Origin of the sequence: Streptomyces corynorhini (assembly GCF_003346515.1) — a bacterium.
In the GTDB taxonomy this organism is placed as follows: Bacteria; Actinomycetota; Actinomycetes; order Streptomycetales; family Streptomycetaceae; genus Streptomyces; species Streptomyces corynorhini.
The window spans coordinates 51,845-70,989 of record NZ_QQNA01000246.1; the positions used below are offsets into that span (position 1 = coordinate 51,845).

Sequence of the window (19,145 nt, forward strand, 5' to 3'; positions counted from 1 at the left end):
CGGGTGCCTCCAGCGGGTGCAGTCCGCTGTCGCGCATGCTTCGGCGGTTCCCGGTCTTCTCCTTCGACCGCGAGGCATACAAGCGGCGCCGCACCGTCGAGCGCCGCATCGATCCGAACAAGGTGATCACGCACGGGCCGGACATGTTCCGGGTGGTCAGCTCACTGGCAACCGGGCAGGCGCGAGCGTACGACGTGTTGCGGATGTTCGGCGGCGAAGGACGTCCCACACCGCCGGGCACCGCGTTCGCCGAGTACGGGCGGATCGCAAAGACGCCGCACCTGCTACGAGTGGGCGACTCGACGGGAGCGGTCAGGAGTGACGGGCAGGACCTGGCCGACGGCGCACGGTGCGCGGCCCCCGACTCAGGGTGACTGCGGGGCGCCGTGTCGCAGGCCGTCGAAGAGGAGGGCGGTGATCTGCCGAGCCTCGACCAACCAGCCCTGCCTGGGGCGCATTCCGCAGATGCCGCCCAGGGCGCGCAACAGGGTGGAGCCTGTGATGTCGTCGCGGACGGTGCCGGCCGCGCTGCCGGCTTCGAGCAGCATGGAGAGGGCGTCGGCCATACGGGTGCGTGCGTCGTCGAAGACCGGTGAGTCCGTCGCCATGATGCTTTCCAGTACACCGGACATCCCCTTGCCCACCGCCGCGTGGTCCACGAGCAGCAGCAGGAAGCGCCGCAGCGCCTCCTCCGGGGCGTGTTGGCCCAGCAGGGCACCGGGCGCGGCACACAGGTCGTCGACCTCTTTGCGGTAGACCTCTTCGATCAGCGCTTCGCGGGTTTCGAAGTGGCGGTAGAGCGTGCCGACGGCGACACCGGCACTGCGGGCGATGTCCTCGACGTGCGCGTCGGTGTCGCCGCCGAGGAACGCCTGACGGGCCGCGGACAGCAGCGCCTCGCGATTGCGTCGCGCGTCGGCGCGCAGCGGGCGTGATACCGGCAAGAGAACCTCCATAAGGTGAGTCCGGTTCCGTTTACGTGTACCGTTTCCGGAGTCAGGTTCATCTTACGGAGGAGAGACCCATGCCCGTCACCGACAACAGCCTGGATGGCCTGCGGGTACTGGTCACCGGCGGCAGCCGGGGCCTGGGCGCGGCGACCGCGCGCCGCTTCGCCGCCGCGGGCGCGACCGTGCTGACGGCCTCCCGCGGCAGGCCAGAGGAGAACAGCGGTGCCACCTTCCTCGCGGCGGACCTCTCCACGCAGCGGGGTGTGGCCGAACTCGGCCGCCGCGTCGTCGAGCAGGTGGGCGGCGTGGACGTGCTCGTGAACAACGCGGGCGCGGCGAGCGCCCCGGCGCCGACCCTGAGCCGGTCGGACGCGTCCTGGCAGGCGGACCTGGAGATGAACCTCCTCAGTGCCGTGCGCCTGGACCGGGCCCTGGTGCCGGGAATGGTCGAGCGGGGCTCCGGCGTCGTCGTGCACGTCTCCTCGATCGCCAGCCAACTGCCGCAGCGCACCGAGGCGTCCTACGCCGCCGCCAAGGCCGCGCTCAACACCTACAGCCGCGAACTGGCCACCGAGGTCGGCGAGCACGGGGTGCGCGTGGTCTGCGTCCTTCCCGGCTTCGTCGTCACCGACGGCGCCACCGCCCACCTGAAGCACATGGCCGAGAGGCGGGGCATCACCACCGAGGAGGCCACGCGGCAGATCGTGGACCACCTGAAGGTCCCCATGGGCCGCCCCGGAGATCCCGAGGATGTCGCCGAGATGATCGCCTTCCTCGCCTCCGACCGCGCGAGATGGCTCACCGGCGCCCAGTTCCGTGTCGACGGCGGCATCATCCCGACCGTCTGAGCACCCACCGACCGCACGAACAGGACACCCCCATGCCCATCACCCTGACCTCCGTGATCATCGACGCCGCCGACATCGAGAAGGAAAGCTCCTTCTGGCACCGGCTGCTCGGCGGCTCCCTCACCCTCACGCCGACCCACCACTTCGTTCAGGCTCCCGGCCTCCCGGTGATCGTCGTCCAGTCCGCCCCCGGACACACCGCCCCGAACTGGCCGGACGGCACCTCCCAGCAGCTGCACCTCGACTTCGGCGTCGACGACCTCGCGACCGCCGACCGCACGGCCACCGATGCCGGCGCCACCCGACTGCGGCCCACCGACGGGATCACCCCGGAAACCCGCACCGGTAGCCGTGTCTACGCCAGCCCGGCCGGACACCCTCTCTGCCTGCGCTCGACCTGAGCCGAACCCGTAGAGTCCGGGGGTTCGTGGCGGCTCGAATCCCATCAGATCCGACGGGCACCTCCAGCCGCCTCCACCCACTCCAACGGCCGAAGTTCAGCGAGCTGCTCACGTACGCGCGGCCGGGCGACACCCTGGCGGCGCCCAGGTCGGCTGCGCGCCAGGCCGGGGTGTTGGCAGCGTCGGCGCTGAGGGAGGGGCCGGTGAACCTGCATCAACCTGGAGACTCCGTGAAACGCACCGACACCTCAGCTTGGCCGTGCACGATCGCCCGCGCCGGTGTGATCTTCGGCGACCAGTGGAACGTCCTGCTGCTCCGTGAGGCGATCTACGGCACCAGGCGATTCGACGAGTTCCAGCAGGCATTGGGCATCGCACGGAACATCCTCACCGATCGGCTGAGCAGGCTTGTCAGCGAGGGCCTTTTCGCTCGAACCGCCCAACCGGAGCGACCGGATCGGTACGAGTACGTTCTCACCGACAAAGGCCGGGACACGTACCCCGTTCTGCTTGCTATGGCGACCTGGGCGCGGTCCTACATGCTCGGCCCGGACGAAGATCCTTTGGTCTTCGAGTACCTGACCTGCGCCCACGACTTCGATGCGGTGTCGGCATGCTCGCACTGTGGTGAGCTGCTGAGCCTGGATCAAATAGGCGTGCGATGGGGACCTGGCCATCCCGCCTACCATCAGCCGTCAATCCTGGACCGGATAGGTTACGACACGGACGGCTAGGTGTATTGATCACGAGCGTTGTTGACACGCGCAGGGCTTGATCATGGCGAAGACCTCCGGTGTGGTGGGAGCTGTCTGCGAACTCACCGCACGGAGGTCTTCATGCCCCACCGTAATGCCCGGCTGACCGTCTTCGGGAGGCGGCCGCTGGTCGAACGTGTCTGTTCGGGCCGTCCTGTCGCGCACGTCGCGGCGGAGATGGGCGTCTCCAGGGCGACGGCACACAAGTGGGTGCGCTGCTGGCGGACCGAGGGCGAGCAGGATCCGACCAGCACCGGCTTCACCGAAGCGGCCGGACCGAGGGGGAGGATGTGGCCTCGTGAGCAGCGCCAACAGCGGTCCTGAGCAGTGGTATTGCCCAACCGACGGCGACGTGGCGGTGCCAGCTCACCGGTAGCGGGGTCGGTTCAGGCGGCCGGTCGGGATTCGGCCATCTTGAGCACGGAGCGTGTCGGGAGCAGGGGAACGAGGCGGCTGACGAGCCGGTTCATGCGGCCGGAGACGATACTGGCCGGCGGGTTTCGACGGTCGAGAGCCGCCAGCACGGTGGTGACCACCTGCTCCGGCGTCTGGAACCGGGCGCCTTGGGTGCTGGTGCCGCTGCGCGCATAGAACTCGGTGCGCGTCGATCCCGGGGACGCCGCCATCACTGTCAGGCCCGATGCGTGCTGCTCGTGCGCGAGGGCCTCGGCGAAGCGGATCACGAATGCCTTGGCCGCGCTGTAGACGGCCATGCCCGGCATCGGCAGGTAGCCCGTCAGGCTACCGATGTTGAGCAGGGCCCCCCGCCCGGAGGCGAGCAGATCCGGGAGGAACGCGTGCGATGTCTCGACCACGGCGTTGATGTCGAGCTGCAACTGTGCCCGCACTTCGTCAGCGGTGGAGTCCGCGAACGGCTTGGTCAGCCCCATGCCCGCGCAGTTGACCACGGTATCCACGCGGATCTCCAGTTCGTCCAGCCGCTGCTTGAGGAGCTGTCCGCCGCGCTCGACACTCAGGTCGAAGGCCACGGGATGTGCCGCACGCCCCGGCTGCGCGGTGATCTCGGCTGCCAGCTTCCGCAGTGCGTCCTCCCGGCGCCCGACGAGCACGACGTCCGCACCACGACGGGCCAGCCGGCGTGCGAACTCCGCACCGATCCCGGAACTCGCACCGGTCACCAGAGCGGTCGTTTCCGCGTACTGCATGACTCTCTCCTCGCCCGTGGCGCTGTCAGCCACGCATTATGTGAGAACCTCTCACTTCGAGGGTAGGCGAGAATGTGAGAGTCTTCAACATCGGGAGGTTTCATGGCCGGGCGGGACACGTACCATCACGGCGACCTGCGCAACGCACTGCTACAGGCGACCAGGGAGCTGGTCCAGGAGCGCGGAGCACGGGGGTTCAGTGTCTCCGAGGCCGCTCGCCGGGCAGGGGTGTCCATCTCGGCTCCCTACCGGCACTTCACCGACCGTGACGCGATGCTCGCGGCCACCGCCCAGCGCGCTTTCACCGAACTGGAAACACAATTCGCCACGCTCGCGCTGAAGGCGCCGCTCCCGGAATGCGCCGCGCAGATCGCCGTCGCCTACGTTGCTTTCGCCTGCCAGGACCCGGCCCGGTTCGAGGTCATGTTCGCCTCCGGAATCGACAAGGCGTCCCACCCCGAACTGCTGGAACAGACACGTCGCGTCCAGGAACAGCTGGAGGAAGCACTCCAGCCCCACGTTCCTCAGGGAGAGGTGGTGGGCCGCGCCGCCGAGCTGTGGGCGATCGCGCACGGAGTGGCCTCCCTGACTCTCGGCGGCAACCTGCACCATGTCGTCGATTCTTCCCGTATCGACATGGTCGCCGCGTCCGCTGCGCACGCCTGGGCGAAGGGCGCCTCCGCCTCCGGCATGTAAGACCCGAGGCGCGACCCCCTTCGGCTCTTTTTCGGGCCGCAGGTCACGGCCACTAGTGCGGGCGTCGGCTCCTGGCCGGTCACCGGCTCGTCGGCGCATGGGGTTTCTCGCATGAGCGATCCTTTGCCCGAGCAAGATCAAGAGCAGGCCGTGGAACCCCCGCCGATCTTGGATCGGTTCTCAGAACCCGCTCTCACTCAAAAGAGGGACGGACCCCCTTCTGAGACTTGCATGGTGCGAAAATCCGGGCCCATGCCGGACCCTCGGCAGCCCCCCGTCCGACCGGTCGGACGCGGACGACATCGAGCAGCACGCCTGTCCGAAGTGTGACGCGCAGCCTGGCTCGCCGTGCCGCTCACGCGGCGGCGCGGTCACCTCCGCTTACCACACGCGGCCGCTTCACCCAGGTACCCCGGCTGAAGAAGGCGCGGCGGGTACCGACCCCCGCCGACCGCAAGCCGGGCAAGCGTCCTCTCCCACCGGTCCGCCCGGCAGCTGCAACCAGCCGCCCGACCAGTGTGGCGAAGGCGGCTGCGCCGCGCCCGACGGGCCGTACGCGCTGAGCGCCAGGGCTGATGCGGGCTGCGGAACATGGCCGACGTTCGCCGGTTGGCCAAACCGGCGATTCTCCGGACTCTTATACAGCCGCCGGGACGGGGACGCCTCGGGTGAAGCTCCGCAGCACCTGCCCCGCCTCCGCCGTCCCGATGCCGAGGACGTGAGACGTAGCCGAATTGCCACTTGTGCCCCAGTAGCAGCTAGTTGAGTGGGTGTGGCCTCGTCGATTACGCGCTTGGTGAGATCGTCGATCGATGCGACGCGGATCCCCTCATCGAGAGTAAGGCGGCGCGCCCCAACGATTCACCGGCGTGCGCTGAGACAGGCACTCGGGGAATCGTTACCTCTGTCCCTGAATCAGGTGGCTGTGCCATTTCTGCGCTTGTCCTGCGGTTCTTGTCCGTAATGCTTAGTGATGATCCAGGCGAGTTCGGTGTGGGTCTCGATCGGTCCAGAGCTACTCCCCGCACCTCAGATGCCGCCCTGTCCTCATGCGTGCCAGGAGTCGAAGGTGATCGGTGCTGTTCCGTCCGTTCCCCAGGGCAGGTTGATTCTTGTCGGCGTGCGTGCGGCGGTCGTGTTTCTGGCTGCTGTGTCAGCGTCTGCGGAGGCTCGTCCACGTGACGGGTCAGCCTGGTGCCCGACTGGACCGCCAAGCGCCGGATTGTGTTGTCGGCGTGCCTGATGATTCGACCTTCCCGCACCACCTGGAGATTTCATGCGTGGTTCCGTGCGAACCAGCTGGCGATACCGCGCCGTCATGATCGTGTTGATTTTCTGTGCCATGGTGCCCGCGGTGACCTCCGCGGCGGACACGGCCGAACCTGTACGAGGTGAGGTGTGGCGGGAAGGACTGGAGTCCGATCTGCGCGTGGAAGGGCTGATCGTCGCCTACCGGCCCGGTACTGCCATGGCAACGGGGGACGTGTCGGCCGCGTCGGCCGCGCTCCCGTCGCCCGGGGGCGGCGTGCGGCTGTCGGTGGTCGAACCGTTGCCGTTGGAGCGCATGCTGGTGGGGGTGAGCCCCGCCCGTCTGAGCAAGGCCGAATTGGTGCGCGTGATGGAGTTGATCGCCGCTGACGAAGGCGTGCGGCTGGTGGAGCCGAACCTTGTTTTTCCACCGCCCGGTGAACTCGGCTCCACGGGCACAGCGCGTCCTGCCGCAGGTGCGCGGGCTCCACAACTCGATGATCCGAACGACCCGTACTACCGGGATCAGTGGGGCATTCAGCGAGTGGCGCACACGTACGTGCCGCAAGCCTGGGACCTGGGCGTATCAGGACTCAACCAGACGATCGCAGTGGTGGACACCGGCTACATCCGGCACCCCGATATCGCCAACCAGTTGTGGGACCGGGGGCGTAACTTCATCCGCGACGCGCGCAGCTCCCGCGTCCCCGCGGGCCCCAGTGACGACGCGGAGGACCTGGGGACCTGGGCGGATAGGGGCTACTGCGGCGTGGACCAATATGGAGACCCAGTGCCTTCCCAGAAGGTACCTAGCTCTTGGCACGGCAGTCATGTCGCGGGCATCGCGGCCGCGCAGGCGAACAACGCCCTCGGGATCGCCGGGATCGCCTACAGGGCACGCATCCTTCCGGTGCGGGTGATCGGCGCCTGTGGTGCGGACGGCGCCGACATCGAGAACGGGATTGTCTGGGCCGCAGGTGGCCCGGTGCCGGGTGGGCGGGTGAACGCTCACCCGGCCGATGTGATCAACCTCAGCCTCGGGGGCGAGAGCGCCTGTTCACCGACGATGCAGGCTGCCCTCGACTACGCGGCGGGCCAGGGAATCACGGTGGTCATCGCCGCGGGGAACGACAACGCGGATTCAGTCGACTACTCACCCGCCAACTGCGCCGGTCCGAAGATTGTGGTGGGCGCGCTCCGTGCCGATGGAACCCGGTGGGTGGATGGGCTCCACCAGGGCTCCAACTGGGGTGCGCAGGTGGACGTCGTCGCTCCGGGTGCGGACATTCCCTCGACGGTGGGCCTCTCTGACGTGGGACCGCTCAGGGATCCGTGGAATTTCGGCGTGCGGAATCAGACGGGCACCAGTATGGCTGCGCCCCATGTCGCCGCGGTCGCCGCCCTCGTCCGCGAGCGCTATCCGCAGTCGACACCGCTCCAGGTGAAAGAGCGCATCACAGTGGGGGCCGAGGCGATGCAGCAGCCCGGTAACTGCTGGGACATGGGCGTGAGTATCTGCGGAAGTGGCCTGGTTCGTGCCTGGAACAGCGTCCAGCCCTGAAGCGGGCCGGTCCGTGCCCGGCACCGAGCCCGATGGACGTATGACCAACTGGCCGGCGGCTGCTTCTCACCGGGCCGCACGAGCGAGGTCGCGGCCTCAAGCACGGGGCTGACCGGCCGACAGGCGCCTGAGAGATGGGTTGCGCATGAACCTGACCGTGAAGTCCCTGAAGGAAAAGCTGAGGAACTGTCCGAAGGATTTCATCCTGAGCGGCCGGGAGTTCGGGCTCCCACAGGCCGAGGAGCTTTTCACGGCGCATCTTCCGGGCGGGACGTTGACCGTCGCAGGGGCACGGGCGGACGTCGAGAAGTTGACCGTGAAGGGCGCGGTGTCCCTGCGCGGGCCGCTGGAGTCCCCCGTCCAAGGGCCCTTTCCGGCGGAGGTCGTCTTCGCGGCCGACGACGCCGGGGTCACGGTGAGCGGCGTCAGGATCGATCTCGCCCTGCCTGACTGGAGCATCCCCGCCGGGCATCTGGACGATGTGGATCCGTCGGTCCTGCGAGGTCTGGGCGACGGGGCCCTCCACCTGGTTCTGGGGGTGGTTTCCCATCTGGGCGGTCCGGTCTGCGCAGGTGGGCTCGGCGTTGAGCCGGCCTTTACCACCGGAGCGGGAGCGTCCCGCCCGTACGTGTGGGGCATGCGGCCGGGCAACCCTTCGCTCGCCTGGAACCTGCGTGGATCGTTCCCGCCGGTACCGTTGAAGAAGCTGGACGACCTGCGGCTACTGTGCGCCTGGATGTCGGTGAAGCCGGACACTTTCAGCCTGCCCGACACCCTCCTCGTGACGCATCCGGGCCTCGTCGGCCTGCAGGTGGACTGCGTTCTCGCTTCCTCGTCAGGGCCGGCACGGATCCTCTCGATGATCCCCACGGTGGCTCTGGACACGACCTGGGCTCTCATCCCTGACGTCCTGACTCTCTCTTCCCCCTTCGCGACGTTCCATCTCCACCAGGGCCAGTCGACGCCACGGGCGACGATCGGCGGCACCGTGACCTTGGCCGGGCTGCGGATGCTGGTGCAGGTGTCGGTTCCCGAGCTGAGAGTGAGCGGATACCTCGGGGAGAAGACCGCCCTCAAACCCCTGCTGGACGCTTATCTTCCCGAGTACGGCCTGACCGGGCTGGACTCCCTTTCGCTGGACGCGCTCTACTTCACCGCCGATCCCGGAGCGAAGCCCGCCTCCTACGAGTTCGGGATCAGTGTCGTCGGGGCACTGACGATCGGGCCCGCGGCCCTGACCGGCTTGTATCTGAAGATCATCAAATCCGGCTCGGGCACCAGCGCCACTTTGGCATGCGCCTGGCGGATCGGCACGGGCGAGGTCCAGCTCCAGGCCCAGTGGGCGACAACCGGCTGGTGCTTCGAAGGGATCCTCACCGGGGCCCGGCCTGCCGAACTCTTCCGGACGTTCGGCATCGACACCCCGCCCGTTCTCAAAGACCTCACCGTCGACCGGTTGAGCGTGCGCTTCGACACAGCCGATGCCAAGAAGTTCTCCCTGGCCGCCGAAGCGCAGTTCCCCCTCGGTGAAGCCTCGGCCCGTCTGTTGTTGACGACAGACCTCAAGCAGCGGACCCCCGCGGGGAGCGGGTGGGACCAGACCTACAGCGGCAGCCTGACGCTTGAGGTGCCCCAAGCGGGCGGCGGCGCGCGGAAGGTGACGTTCACGATCAGCAGGGGCCAGGAGGGGGAGTTCACCGCCGTCTGGACCGACTCCCAGGGGGTGTCGCTGGCGGATCTGGCCAAGCTGCTGGGCGCTGAGGAGGAGACCGCCGCGGAGTTGCTGCGGAAGCTGGGAACGGCCGACAGGATCACCATCGGCTACTCGTCCACGCGTAGGTCGGTGGTGTTCGCCGCTCATGCGAAAGATGCCGGTGGATCGCTGGTCGTGGCGTCCGTCCAGCCGAAGAACGGTGAGCGCGAGTGGGCGGTGCGCGCCAGTGTGGGGATCGGCGTGGGCTTGTCGCAGGTGCCGCTGCTGAAGGACCAGATTCCGGCCGAGCAGGATCTCTCCCTGCGTGGAGTGGGAGTGCTGGTGGCGTCGGCGCAGTTGCCCGCGCAGCGGGTGGCGGTGCTGAACCAGGCGCTGTCGGCCTGCGATCCGGACCTTGCGCTGCTGCCCGGCGAGGGGCTGACCAAGGGCGTGGCGTTCGCGGTGGATGTGCGGTTGCCCGGGACGGCCCACCCCGTGTCCGTACGGGTGAAGGGCGGACGGGACACGCAGGATCCACCGCCCGGCGCCCCGGCCGTGCACGCCGCGACGGCCGGGCAGGCGTCCGGGGCGCCGGTGGTGGCGTGGGTGGACGTGCAGCGTGCGGTGGGGCCCGTGCGGCTGGGCCGCGTCGGGGTCGGTTACGTGGACGGCACGGTATGGGTGCTGTTCGAGGCGTCGCTGGGGATGGCCGGGCTCACGCTCGGCGTCGAGGGGCTCGGTATCGGTGTGCCGCTGCGGGACCCGGCGAAGCCGGAGTTCCGGCTCGACGGTCTGAGCGCGGGATACGACCGTCCGCCGTTGACGGTCATGGGTGCGCTGGTCAACAGGCGGGATCCGGATTACGCGCTGCTCATCGAGGGCGTGCTGGTGGTGTCGGCGAGCAAGTTCGGGCTGACCGCGCTGGGCGCCTACGCGCAGCCCGACGGCGGCGGTTGGCCGTCGATGTTCCTGTTCGGGAAGGTGTCGGGGAGGTTCGGGGGGCCGCCTCCGGTGGAGGTCACCGGGATTCTGGCCGGGTTCGGTTTCAACAGCACGGTCAGGGTGCCCGAGGGCGACAGGGTCCTGGACTTTCCGTTCCTGAAGAACCTCACCTCCACGGACCCGGACACCGAGCCTTTGACGGTGCTGAAGACGCTGACGGACGGCGGCGAGAAAGCTGTGGTGCGGCCGGCCGCCGGGCAGATGTGGTTCGCCGCCGGTCTCACCTTCAACGTGTTCGAGTTCCTCCAGTGCCAGGCGCTGCTGGTCCTGGAGGTCGGTGACGACTTCGCCCTCGCGGTCCTGGGCACGGCGGAGGCCCGGTTCCCCAAGCGGGGTAAGGCGTATGCGAGGGCCAGCCTGGGCATGTCGGTCAAGTACCGGGCCAGCGAAGGGATCCTGAAGCTCACCGCGCAACTCGCGCCGGGCTCCTACCTGATCGATGAAGCGTGTGTCCTCACCGGGGGCTTCGCGCTCTACGTATGGGTGGACGGCGCCCGGTCGGGGGACTTCGTTCTCACCCTGGGCGGCTACCACCCCGGGTATGCGGTGCCGGCCCACTATCCGAAGGTGCCCCGCCTCGGATTCTCCTGGCCGGTCACCTCCAAACTGACGATCGCCGGTGGCGCGTTCTTCGCGCTGACGCCCGGGGCGATCATGGCCGGTGGCGACCTGGAGGTGAACTACCGGTCCGGAGACCTGCACGCCTGGCTGACCGCACACGCGCGGATGCTGATGGAGTGGGCCCCGCTGCGCTATGACATCGGCATCGGCATCAGCGTGGGCATCAGCTACGTCCTCGACCTCTGGCTGGTGCGCGAGACGATCCGGGTGGAGATCGGCGCGACGCTGGCCCTGTGGGGCCCGCCGACCGCCGGGACCGTCACCGTGAAGCTGTGGTTCATCAAGGTCACGGTCGCGTTCGGCGACGGCCGTTCCGCCGGTGACCCGATCGCGACATGGCAGGACGTGGCCGGACAACTGCCCGCCGCCACGGACGCCGTACGGCTGGCCGCCACCGACGGGCTGATCCCCGTCACGTCCAAGGACGGCCTGGAGCAGGGGGTGTGGGTCGTCGGTCCTGGCGCGTTCTCGTTCACCGTCCGCACCGCCGTCCCGGTCACCACATGGACCCTCACCGGCCCGTCCGGATCACAGCCGGTCAAACTGAAGGGCAGCGACCACGTCCATCTGCGGCCCATGCGCGCCACCGACCTGACGTCCGACTTCACACTGACCCTGACCGACCGGCAGGAAACCGTCCACGACCTGAGCGACTGGTACGAGGCGGAGCCCTCGTCCCGGGTGGACAGCACCCTGCCCGCCGCACTGTGGGGCCGCTACGGCGGAAAGCTGACCCCCTCCAGCCCCCAGCGGGTGGACCGGCAGCTCACCGGAGTCGAACTGCGGCTGCCCAAGCCCGACCGGGGCAGCTCCCCGGGAAAAATCGACGCCGGCGCGCTGTCCCACGACGACCGGATCCCGGACGGGGCTCTGCCGCTCGGTCCCCCGCTCCCGGCCGAGCCTGTGTGCGACGTGGCGGGGCGGGCGCTCCGACGGGAGGGGACATACGGCGGTACACCTGCCGCCCCGCCCCCCGGCACCGGTGGCACGGTCCCCAGCGCAGGCGGGGAAACCCGGGGCACCCTGCTCCTGGACACGGAGCCCAAGACGGTCTGGGCCCGTAACCGTCTGTTCGACGCGATGACCGTCATGGGCGTCGGCCCCGGAACCAACGACCAACTGGACCCCGCTGACTCCCTCGTCACGGGCGACATCGAAGCCCTGCTGAAACAGCTGCCGAGCCCGCCCCTGCCCCCGGGACCGCGGCTGTTCGTCCTCGACGACCACGGCGTGCTGAGCACAGTCGATACCGACAGCCTCACCATCGCCGACCGGACAGCCGAAGGCGTCGTACCCGCCGGGAACCTGGCGGTCAGCCCCAACGGGCAGCGCACGTGCAGCGGCAACTCCAGCCAGCACCCCCTGATCACACGTATCTCCTTCACCCCGCCGACCCCGGCGAAAACGCTGGACACCACCGGCATCTGGGTGGGCCAAGGCGTCCGGGCGGTGGCGATTTCCCCCGACAGCGCATGGGCGTTCCTCATCTCCACGACGGCGGGACAGCTGGAGCAGATCGCGCTCAAGACCCCGAAGAAGGTCCGCAGTACCGGGTTGGACAACGGGGCCGTGGACATCGTGTGCGGCGCGAAGCCCGATCTGTGGTCGAAGAAGAGCGGATGGGTGTACGTCGCCCACGGCGTGCGCGACAGCGTGGTGGCCGTAGAGGTCAAGGAGGACGCGCTGATCACGCGTTTCGAGCGGAAGGCCGGCCCCTGTCCCGCCCGGCTGGCGATGGACCCCCGCGGCCGGTGGCTGTACGCGCTCAACGCGGGGCAGTCCACTGTCAGCGTGGTGGACCAGCTCACCGTCGACGCACGGGAGAGGGAGCCGGTAGCGGTCCTGATGACCGGGACCGACCCCAGCGCTCTGGCAGCGTCACCGGACGGGAAACGGCTGTACGTGACCAACCGTGTGGCGGGCACGGTATCGGTCTTCGACGTGTCCGGCCCGACGCCGCGCGAGGTGGGGGTTCCGGTGTGGGTCGGATCCCAGCCCCAGGCATTGGCCGTGTCGCCGGACAGCAATCGGGTCTTCGTCGCCCGGTCCACCGGCCAGGACACCACCGGCAAGGCCGGGAGCGACACCGGGCTCGGCTGCGTCCGCTTGCTCGACACCTCGGGCGACGCTCCCGTCCTGCTGCCCCGCACGCTGCGCCTGTCGGCGACACCGGTGGCGATCGCCCTCACCAAGGCGCCGGAGATCCACAGAACAACAAGCCCGGTTGACACCGATGACGAGGCCGAGAGCAGCGCGCAGAACGAAAGGCAGGGGACATGACCCACACAGGCCACACAGCACAGGCGGCCGACCCGCGGCTGAGTGTGGAGTTCGTGGACTGCCTGCTACCGAAGCTCGCCGCGGGCACCTACACGCTCACCGCCCACCAGAACCTCACCAAAAACGGCGGGGCGGTGGACAAGGGCTACCTGCCGACCGCGCGGAATCCGGTGACCCAGAAAGTCGAGGTGCGTGCGCCGCGCTTCACCGTGGAACCGGACTGGGTCCACGGCACCTACCCCCCACCCGGATCCACCGGCCTGTACGCCGACGTGCTGCCGCACGTGACCATCAACCGCGACACCCTGCCGTGGGAACGGGAAGCCTTCGCGGCGGACGGGGTGACGCGGCTGCCGTGGATGGCCCTGCTCGTCTTCGGCGAGGCCGAACTCCTCGACGACCCGCACTGCTTCGGCCAAAGCGACCCGCGCACCGTGCGGCAACTGTCCGATCCCCGCAGCCGCCTCCCGGAGGACAAGGGCGTCACCCTGCCCCCGCTCGCCCACCCCGAGGACATCCCGGCGGAGGATCTGGACGTGGTGTGCTCCACGGTCCTGACCACCCGCGGCGTGTTCGACGCCCTCGCCCCCGCCGAAGGGGACCTGCCGTATCTGACGCACATCCGTCGTGTCGACGAGCAACACCAGCGGGCCGTCGACGATCCGGACCTGATCGAGCCGGGCTCCTACGCGGTCGTCGTCGGCAACCGTCTGCCCAGCGCGACCGGCGGACGCTACGCGGCGCATCTGGTGTCGCTGGAAGGCTGGACACTGCCCTCGGCCGATCCAGGGACAGAGCACACGGCGAAGGACCAGCCGCTGCGGCTGATCTCGCTGTGGTCATCGGCGTTCGAAACCCTGCCCGACCAGGTGCCGGGATTCGCCGCCCTCACCGAGAACTTCGTCGACCGCCAAGGCCCTGACGGAACCGGTCTGCTGCTGAGAATCCCCGCCGACAGGACCAGCCTGGAAGGAACGGCACAGAGCGACGTCGCCGACCGCCTGGACCAGGGGTACGTACCGCTGCCGTGCCGTACGGAGGCGGGGCACTCCACCTTCGGCTGGTACCGCGGCCCGCTCACACCGGCCCCCCTCGCCCCGCCGGCCGGCCAGGCGCGCCGACGCTGCGCCCGGGAGGCCCTGACACACCTGGAGGAGTACGGGGTCTACGACCTGAGCCTCGCGGTGGCGTTCACCACGGGCCGGGGTGCCGCGTTCGCCGACCACGCGTTCGCCGCCGCGCTGCTGCGCGTGCGCGCCCGAGCCCTGAAGGCCGTCACCGGCCTGGAAGAACCGGTGTTCTCCGCCACCCCCGAGGTCCCGGCCGACGCCGGGAAGGCCGCCCCGTCCCTCGCGTACACGGACCGCGACGGGCTGATGCCCGGCGGGGCGAAGGCGCGGCTGGATCAGTGGGTGAAGGCGGGCCTCGGCGAACAGCTCACCAGGACGCTGGTAGCGCCGGGAGCCGACGCCGCGGCGCGGGAGGACGGGCCCGCGGGCGGGCCGGGCCGGGTGACGCCGGTCGCGGCGGCGCCGCGCCTGCCCGGCGCCGCCGGGCTGACCGCCGAACGGGTACGCGACGACGGCGCCCTGCGCGAACGGCTGCGGACCGCTCTCACCGTGCTGACCGGAACCGGCGACAGCTCCGAACCGCCGGAGGAGGACGAGGATCTCGCCGTCGTACGGGACTGGCTGCTCAGGCTCCGGGACCTGAAGGGGGTCCCCTTCGCCCATCTGGTGCCCGACGAAAGGATGCTGCCGCCCGAGAGCCTGCGGTTCTTCCATGTCGACGCGGGCTGGATCGGAGCGCTGCTGGAAGGCGCGCTGAGCGTCGGGCTCGCCCACGACCTCAACTTCGCCCTGGACGACGTGCTCTTCGGGCCCGGCGGCCTGGCCCTGCCCGCACAGGGACGGCTCACCGGTGTACTGATCCGTTCGAAACTGGTGCCCGGCTGGCCCGCCCTCGAAGTACGCCCCTACCCGAACAAGCAGGCCACCGCGGGCGAGCAGACACTGCCGGTGATCCGCCGGGACAAGCTCGCCGATGACGTCCTGCTGCTGCTGATGCCGGGCGTGCCGCAGCGGATCGAGATCGCCGAGCCTCAGCAGGGTGTTCACTTCGGCATCGACGAGCCCGCCGGCAGCACCGAGAAGGACCCGGTGGCCAGAGGCATCATCCGGCTGCGGGACCTGTCCCCGGGCACCCTGGGCCAGGAGCTGCCCGGCCAGTACTTCCCCCACCCTCCCGGCCTCACCCCCTATCTGCGCACCCCGGCACCGGGGCTGCCGGACCGTGTGTTCCGCACGGCCTTCCTCGCCGAGCGGCTCGGCAGCGCGACGTCCGTAGGACGGGCCCTGACCCCGGCCGAGTTCGCCATCCAGATGATCAACGCCGCGCAGCGCCGCACCTTCCGGGCCGCTCAGCGCGAGAGCACACCCGGAACAGGAGAGCACCCCCATGGCTGACGACGACACCAATCCGCTGATCGTGCCGGTACGCGTGGACGCCCTGGTCGTCAACCGGGACGTACGCAAACGCGACGGGCAGGGCTTCAGACGCTGGGCGCCCAACTTCCAGCGGCTCGCGCACCACCTCAGCCCGGAGCCCGGCCCGTTCCAGAGCGAGATCCCCTGGACGGACCCCACCACGGAAGAGCCCTACCTCAAGTACGACGGCGTGTACGTGCGCTGGGAAGTACCCGCGGGGCTGCGGCACGCCGCTCCCCGCACACCGGGTGGCAACAGTGTCTTCCCCCTGGTACCCAACCGCTGGCTCGTCGTACGGCACGTCGAGAACAATCCTGGGCTGGCGGCCGGCTGGGTGGTGGAGAGCGACTACCTCGACGACCAGAACGGCACCTCCGCCACCCTTCACCCCGTCAGGCCCCACCCCGGGAAGACCGAGGACACCCCGTACCGGGCCACGGTGACCCCGACGATGCTGGGCAGACGCCAGGACATCGGCCCGCGCGGGACACCATGGAACGAACCCGCTCGCCGGGAACTCAAGCGCAAGGAGATGTTCCTCTCCTCGGTCGGCCCCGGGCTGATGACGTTCCACGCGTTCCAGCCCTACCACCAGAACGTCTTCTCCCTCCACGACGAACTCAAGGACGGCAACCTCAAGGACATCGACCGGGCGACGGTCGACTACCAGGTGGTGGGCTGGCACTCCGACCCCGGCCAGGAGGAGCTGCTGCGCCGCCTCAAGACCGGGGAGAGCCCGCAGGAGGCACTGGCCGCGCTGGAATGGACCGGGCCACCGGCCGGGTGGCAGCCGACGTCCACCGCGTACTGCGGCCGGATCGCCCGTGTCGCGTGGAACCGGGCCGGGGGCATCCCCGCATCGGACCGGCCGGACCCGAACCCGGGGCTGCACAAGGTGAAGATCGCGTTCGGCAGTGGCGCGGACGAGGCGACCGCCGCGCTGCTGACCGCCTCCGCCACCGCGCGCCGCGAGTCCGGCGCGGGGGACGGGGTACTGCTGCACGCACTGGGGCGCGGCCTGGTGGACACTCTCGACGAGCCGGACGGGGACATCCTCACCGCGCAGGCCATGCACCGCGGCTGGTTCGAACAGCGCCCCGGCGGCTATGTCTGGCGGATCGTGGACACCTCCGAGGAGGCCAACCCGCCGGGCACCGCGGAATCGGTCACCTGGTCCGGGGCCGGCCCTGACGCCGAAGCACTGCTCGCCCAGCTCAACCGGGACCAGGACGCCCACGACACCGCCGCCCGGGAACTGGCCGCACTCCAGAGCAGGCTGTACGCCCTGTGGTGGATGAACGGACTCGCCTTCCTCCCCAAAAAGCCCTTTCCCAAGGACCTCTCGGACGCACTCGACCCGTCGAAGCCCGCAAGCCTCGCCGTGGAAGTGGCCCGGCGGCAGTCAGCCCTCACCACGCTGCTGGACAAGATCCCGCACGGGCAGGACGCGACCGAACTCGCGGACTCCGTCCGCCGCTACCTGTCGGCGAAGAAGCTCCCCGCCGGCTGTGAGCTGCGCCGCGAGGCACTCCCGCCCTTCTTCGAAGCCATGGACCCCACCATCGTTCTCGGCGGCGCCACCAGCCATCAGCGCTACCGCGACCTCGACGACACCGTCCTCGTCTGCCGGCTGCCCAGCGACCTCAAGGGCACGGTGAAACCGGGCGATCCTTACCCCGAGCCGTTCAGAAACAGGCTCAAGCCGGGGGAGCTGCCCGGGATCGTGGCCGCTCTTCTGGGCGAGTTCGTCCATCTCCTCGCCAACCCCACGCCCGAACTCCTGCCCGTGTGGCGCCAGCCCTGGAAGCCCCTGCTCTACCAGTGGACGGTGCGGCACTGGCCCGTCCCCTTCAACACCAGGTCCCCCAGCTGGGAATTCGACGGCGCCACCTACCAGTGGAAGAACGGTGACGCCGCGCCGCCTCTGGAAAAGTACGGCCGCCGCTTCCTGGTGCCGCTGCCGCAGTACACGATGAGCGGCCAGCTCGACCGGTACGCCGCCGACCTCACCGGCGAAGCCGCGGACTCCTTCGCCGCCGCCTGCGCCGAGGTGAAGGAACTCGACCTGCTCTCCCAGAGCACCGACGGCCTCACCGACGCCCTCGCCTGCCGGGACGCCGCCCCCAACGTCCGCCCCTCCGACCCATGGATCGCCGACCTGGTGGGCGAGGAATTCCGCTACCTGCCCAACCCCGGCCCGGTGAAGCAGGGCACCTACGACGCCTCCGGGTTCACGCAGATCCGCGCGGGACAGCTGGCCCTCACCCGCCTGAGCGTCATCGACGAGTTCGGCCAGACCCTGGACGTCGTCCTCTCCGGCGACGCGCAGAAACTCAAGCCCATCGTCGCCGACAGCGTGCGCCCCGGCGTCAAACGCGCCGACAAGGACTATCCGGACCGGCTCGTCCAGCTCCCGCCGCGCCTGCTGCAACCCGCCCGGCTGCGCTTCGACTTCGTCAGCGAGCACAACGACGACGAAGCCGTCGACCTCAACTCCGGCACCACCCCCGTCTGCGGATGGATCGTCCCCAACTACGTCGACCGCGCGCTGTTGTGCTACGCGCCCACCGGAGCACCGCTGGGCGAGGTCCGCCTGGCCCAGCGGACCGGCGACACCGCCACGGTCTCCACCGTCGTCCAGTGGGCACCGCTGCCCGACTCGAACGCCCACCGCCTGGAGGACCTGCGCGCCAGCCGCCCCCACCTCTACCGATTCGCCTCCCACCTCCTCACGGCCGGTCCGGCCACCTTCCTCGCCCTGCTCTCCAGCACCGACAGGGCACTTGCAGGCGTCAACCCGGGCAACCCCTACGGCGACGAAGTCCTGAGCACCCTGCTGGGCCGCCCCCTCGCCCTGGTCCGTACCCGGCTCGGCTTCGAACTCGACGGCCCGCCGCTCGCCGACCCCGGCTGGAAGTACGCCCTCGACTGGAAAGCCCTGACCGAGTGGCGGGAACGTATCAAAAAGGGAATCCCGCCGGAGATGGACCACCTCGCCTATCCCTGGCCCGTGCGCCTGGGCAATCCCGGTCAACAGGGTGACGGACTCCTCGGCTACTTCTCCGAAACTGCCTACGACCGTCTGTACGCCGTCGCCACCCCCGCCGTCCCCGACCCGGCGGGCTACGTGCAGGCGATCGGCTCCGGCAACTGGCCCCGCCTGAAAGCCGACTCCACACAGACCACCCATCTCACCCTGCTGATCGACCCGCAGGCGGCCGTCCACGCCACCACAGACGTCCTGCCCGTCACCGAACTGCGCCTGCCCTCCCGCTTCACGCGCACCGCCATGGCCGCCCTGCGCGTCGCCCTGCGCCTGAGCCCTGTACTGACCACCATCCGCCGCGTCCCCACCACCACCACCCGAGACGCCGCGGGGGCCGCTGCCGGGGCCGCCGAAACCGGCACCGCCGTTCCGGCCCCGGCAGCGGCCCCCGC

General features: G+C 69.6%; 11 protein-coding genes and 2 pseudogenes. 11 read left to right on the plus strand and 2 right to left on the minus strand.

Annotated elements, in window-relative coordinates:
- Nucleotides 1-35: 35 nt before the first annotated feature.
- Nucleotides 36-299, plus strand: a pseudogene (locus DVH02_RS26915) (Tn3 family transposase); the annotation flags it as partial.
- Between the two features lie 66 nt (nt 300-365).
- On the opposite strand, the gene DVH02_RS26920 reads toward DVH02_RS26915, so the two are convergent.
- Nucleotides 366-944 (minus strand): TetR/AcrR family transcriptional regulator, encoded by a 579-nt coding sequence (locus tag DVH02_RS26920; protein ID WP_114626467.1) that lies wholly within the window; start codon nt 942-944, stop codon nt 366-368.
- Nucleotides 945-1,024: 80 nt separating this feature from the next.
- Here DVH02_RS26920 and DVH02_RS26925 point away from each other — a divergent pair, with 80 nt between their 5' ends.
- The 4 genes and pseudogenes from DVH02_RS26925 to DVH02_RS26940 form a co-directional block, all read left to right on the plus strand.
- Nucleotides 1,025-1,798 (plus strand): oxidoreductase, encoded by a 774-nt coding sequence (locus DVH02_RS26925; protein ID WP_114626449.1) that lies wholly within the window; start codon nt 1,025-1,027, stop codon nt 1,796-1,798.
- Between the two features lie 32 nt (nt 1,799-1,830).
- Nucleotides 1,831-2,199 carry a VOC family protein gene (locus tag DVH02_RS26930; RefSeq protein ID WP_114626450.1) on the plus strand — a complete coding sequence of 123 codons (369 nt, stop codon included), beginning with the start codon at nt 1,831-1,833 and terminating at the stop codon, nt 2,197-2,199.
- Between the two features lie 230 nt (nt 2,200-2,429).
- Entirely contained in the window at nt 2,430-2,933 is a 504-nt protein-coding gene (locus DVH02_RS26935) for a winged helix-turn-helix transcriptional regulator (protein ID WP_114626451.1), read from the plus strand.
- Nucleotides 2,934-3,035: 102 nt separating this feature from the next.
- A pseudogene (locus tag DVH02_RS26940) lies at nt 3,036-3,191 on the plus strand (helix-turn-helix domain-containing protein); the annotation flags it as partial.
- 149 nt (nt 3,192-3,340) lie between these two features.
- On the opposite strand, the gene DVH02_RS26945 reads toward DVH02_RS26940, so the two are convergent.
- On the minus strand, nt 3,341-4,120 hold the full coding sequence (locus tag DVH02_RS26945; protein WP_114626452.1) for an SDR family NAD(P)-dependent oxidoreductase: 780 nt from the start codon (nt 4,118-4,120) through the stop codon (nt 3,341-3,343).
- A 102-nt stretch (nt 4,121-4,222) separates the two neighbouring features.
- Here DVH02_RS26945 and DVH02_RS26950 point away from each other — a divergent pair, with 102 nt between their 5' ends.
- From DVH02_RS26950 to DVH02_RS26975, 6 genes are all read left to right on the plus strand, one after another.
- On the plus strand, nt 4,223-4,816 hold the full coding sequence (locus DVH02_RS26950) for a TetR/AcrR family transcriptional regulator (RefSeq protein ID WP_114626453.1): 594 nt from the start codon (nt 4,223-4,225) through the stop codon (nt 4,814-4,816).
- A gap of 301 nt (nt 4,817-5,117) precedes the next feature.
- Nucleotides 5,118-5,582, plus strand: coding sequence for a zinc finger domain-containing protein (locus DVH02_RS37265; RefSeq protein ID WP_456113497.1), 465 nt, complete (start codon nt 5,118-5,120; stop codon nt 5,580-5,582).
- A gap of 552 nt (nt 5,583-6,134) precedes the next feature.
- Entirely contained in the window at nt 6,135-7,625 is a 1,491-nt protein-coding gene (locus DVH02_RS26960; RefSeq protein WP_158575944.1) for a S8 family serine peptidase, read from the plus strand.
- A gap of 145 nt (nt 7,626-7,770) precedes the next feature.
- The gene (locus DVH02_RS26965; protein WP_114626455.1) at nt 7,771-13,221 is read left to right on the plus strand and encodes a YncE family protein; all 5,451 of its coding nucleotides are present in this window, start codon (nt 7,771-7,773) and stop codon (nt 13,219-13,221) included.
- Entirely contained in the window at nt 13,218-15,686 is a 2,469-nt protein-coding gene (locus DVH02_RS26970; protein ID WP_114626456.1) for a hypothetical protein, read from the plus strand. Before DVH02_RS26965 ends, DVH02_RS26970 begins: the two co-directional genes overlap by 4 nt.
- Nucleotides 15,679-19,145: hypothetical protein (locus DVH02_RS26975; protein WP_114626457.1), on the plus strand; the 3,467-nt coding region annotated here is incomplete at its 3' end. The genes DVH02_RS26970 and DVH02_RS26975, both read left to right, overlap by 8 nt.

What these genes read in the sequence shown, in the direction of transcription:
- DVH02_RS26925 (WP_114626449.1), top strand. Translation starts at nt 1,025, where the DNA reads ATGCCCGTCACCGACAACAGCCTGGATGGCCTGCGGGTACTGGTCACC.
- DVH02_RS26930 (WP_114626450.1), top strand. Translation starts at nt 1,831, where the DNA reads ATGCCCATCACCCTGACCTCCGTGATCATCGACGCCGCCGACATCGAG.
- DVH02_RS26945 (WP_114626452.1), bottom strand. Translation starts at nt 4,120, where the DNA reads ATGCAGTACGCGGAAACGACCGCTCTGGTGACCGGTGCGAGTTCCGGG.
- DVH02_RS26950 (WP_114626453.1), top strand. Translation starts at nt 4,223, where the DNA reads ATGGCCGGGCGGGACACGTACCATCACGGCGACCTGCGCAACGCACTG.
- DVH02_RS26960 (WP_158575944.1), top strand. Translation starts at nt 6,135, where the DNA reads ATGATCGTGTTGATTTTCTGTGCCATGGTGCCCGCGGTGACCTCCGCG.
- DVH02_RS26965 (WP_114626455.1), top strand. Translation starts at nt 7,771, where the DNA reads ATGAACCTGACCGTGAAGTCCCTGAAGGAAAAGCTGAGGAACTGTCCG.
- DVH02_RS26970 (WP_114626456.1), top strand. Translation starts at nt 13,218, where the DNA reads ATGACCCACACAGGCCACACAGCACAGGCGGCCGACCCGCGGCTGAGT.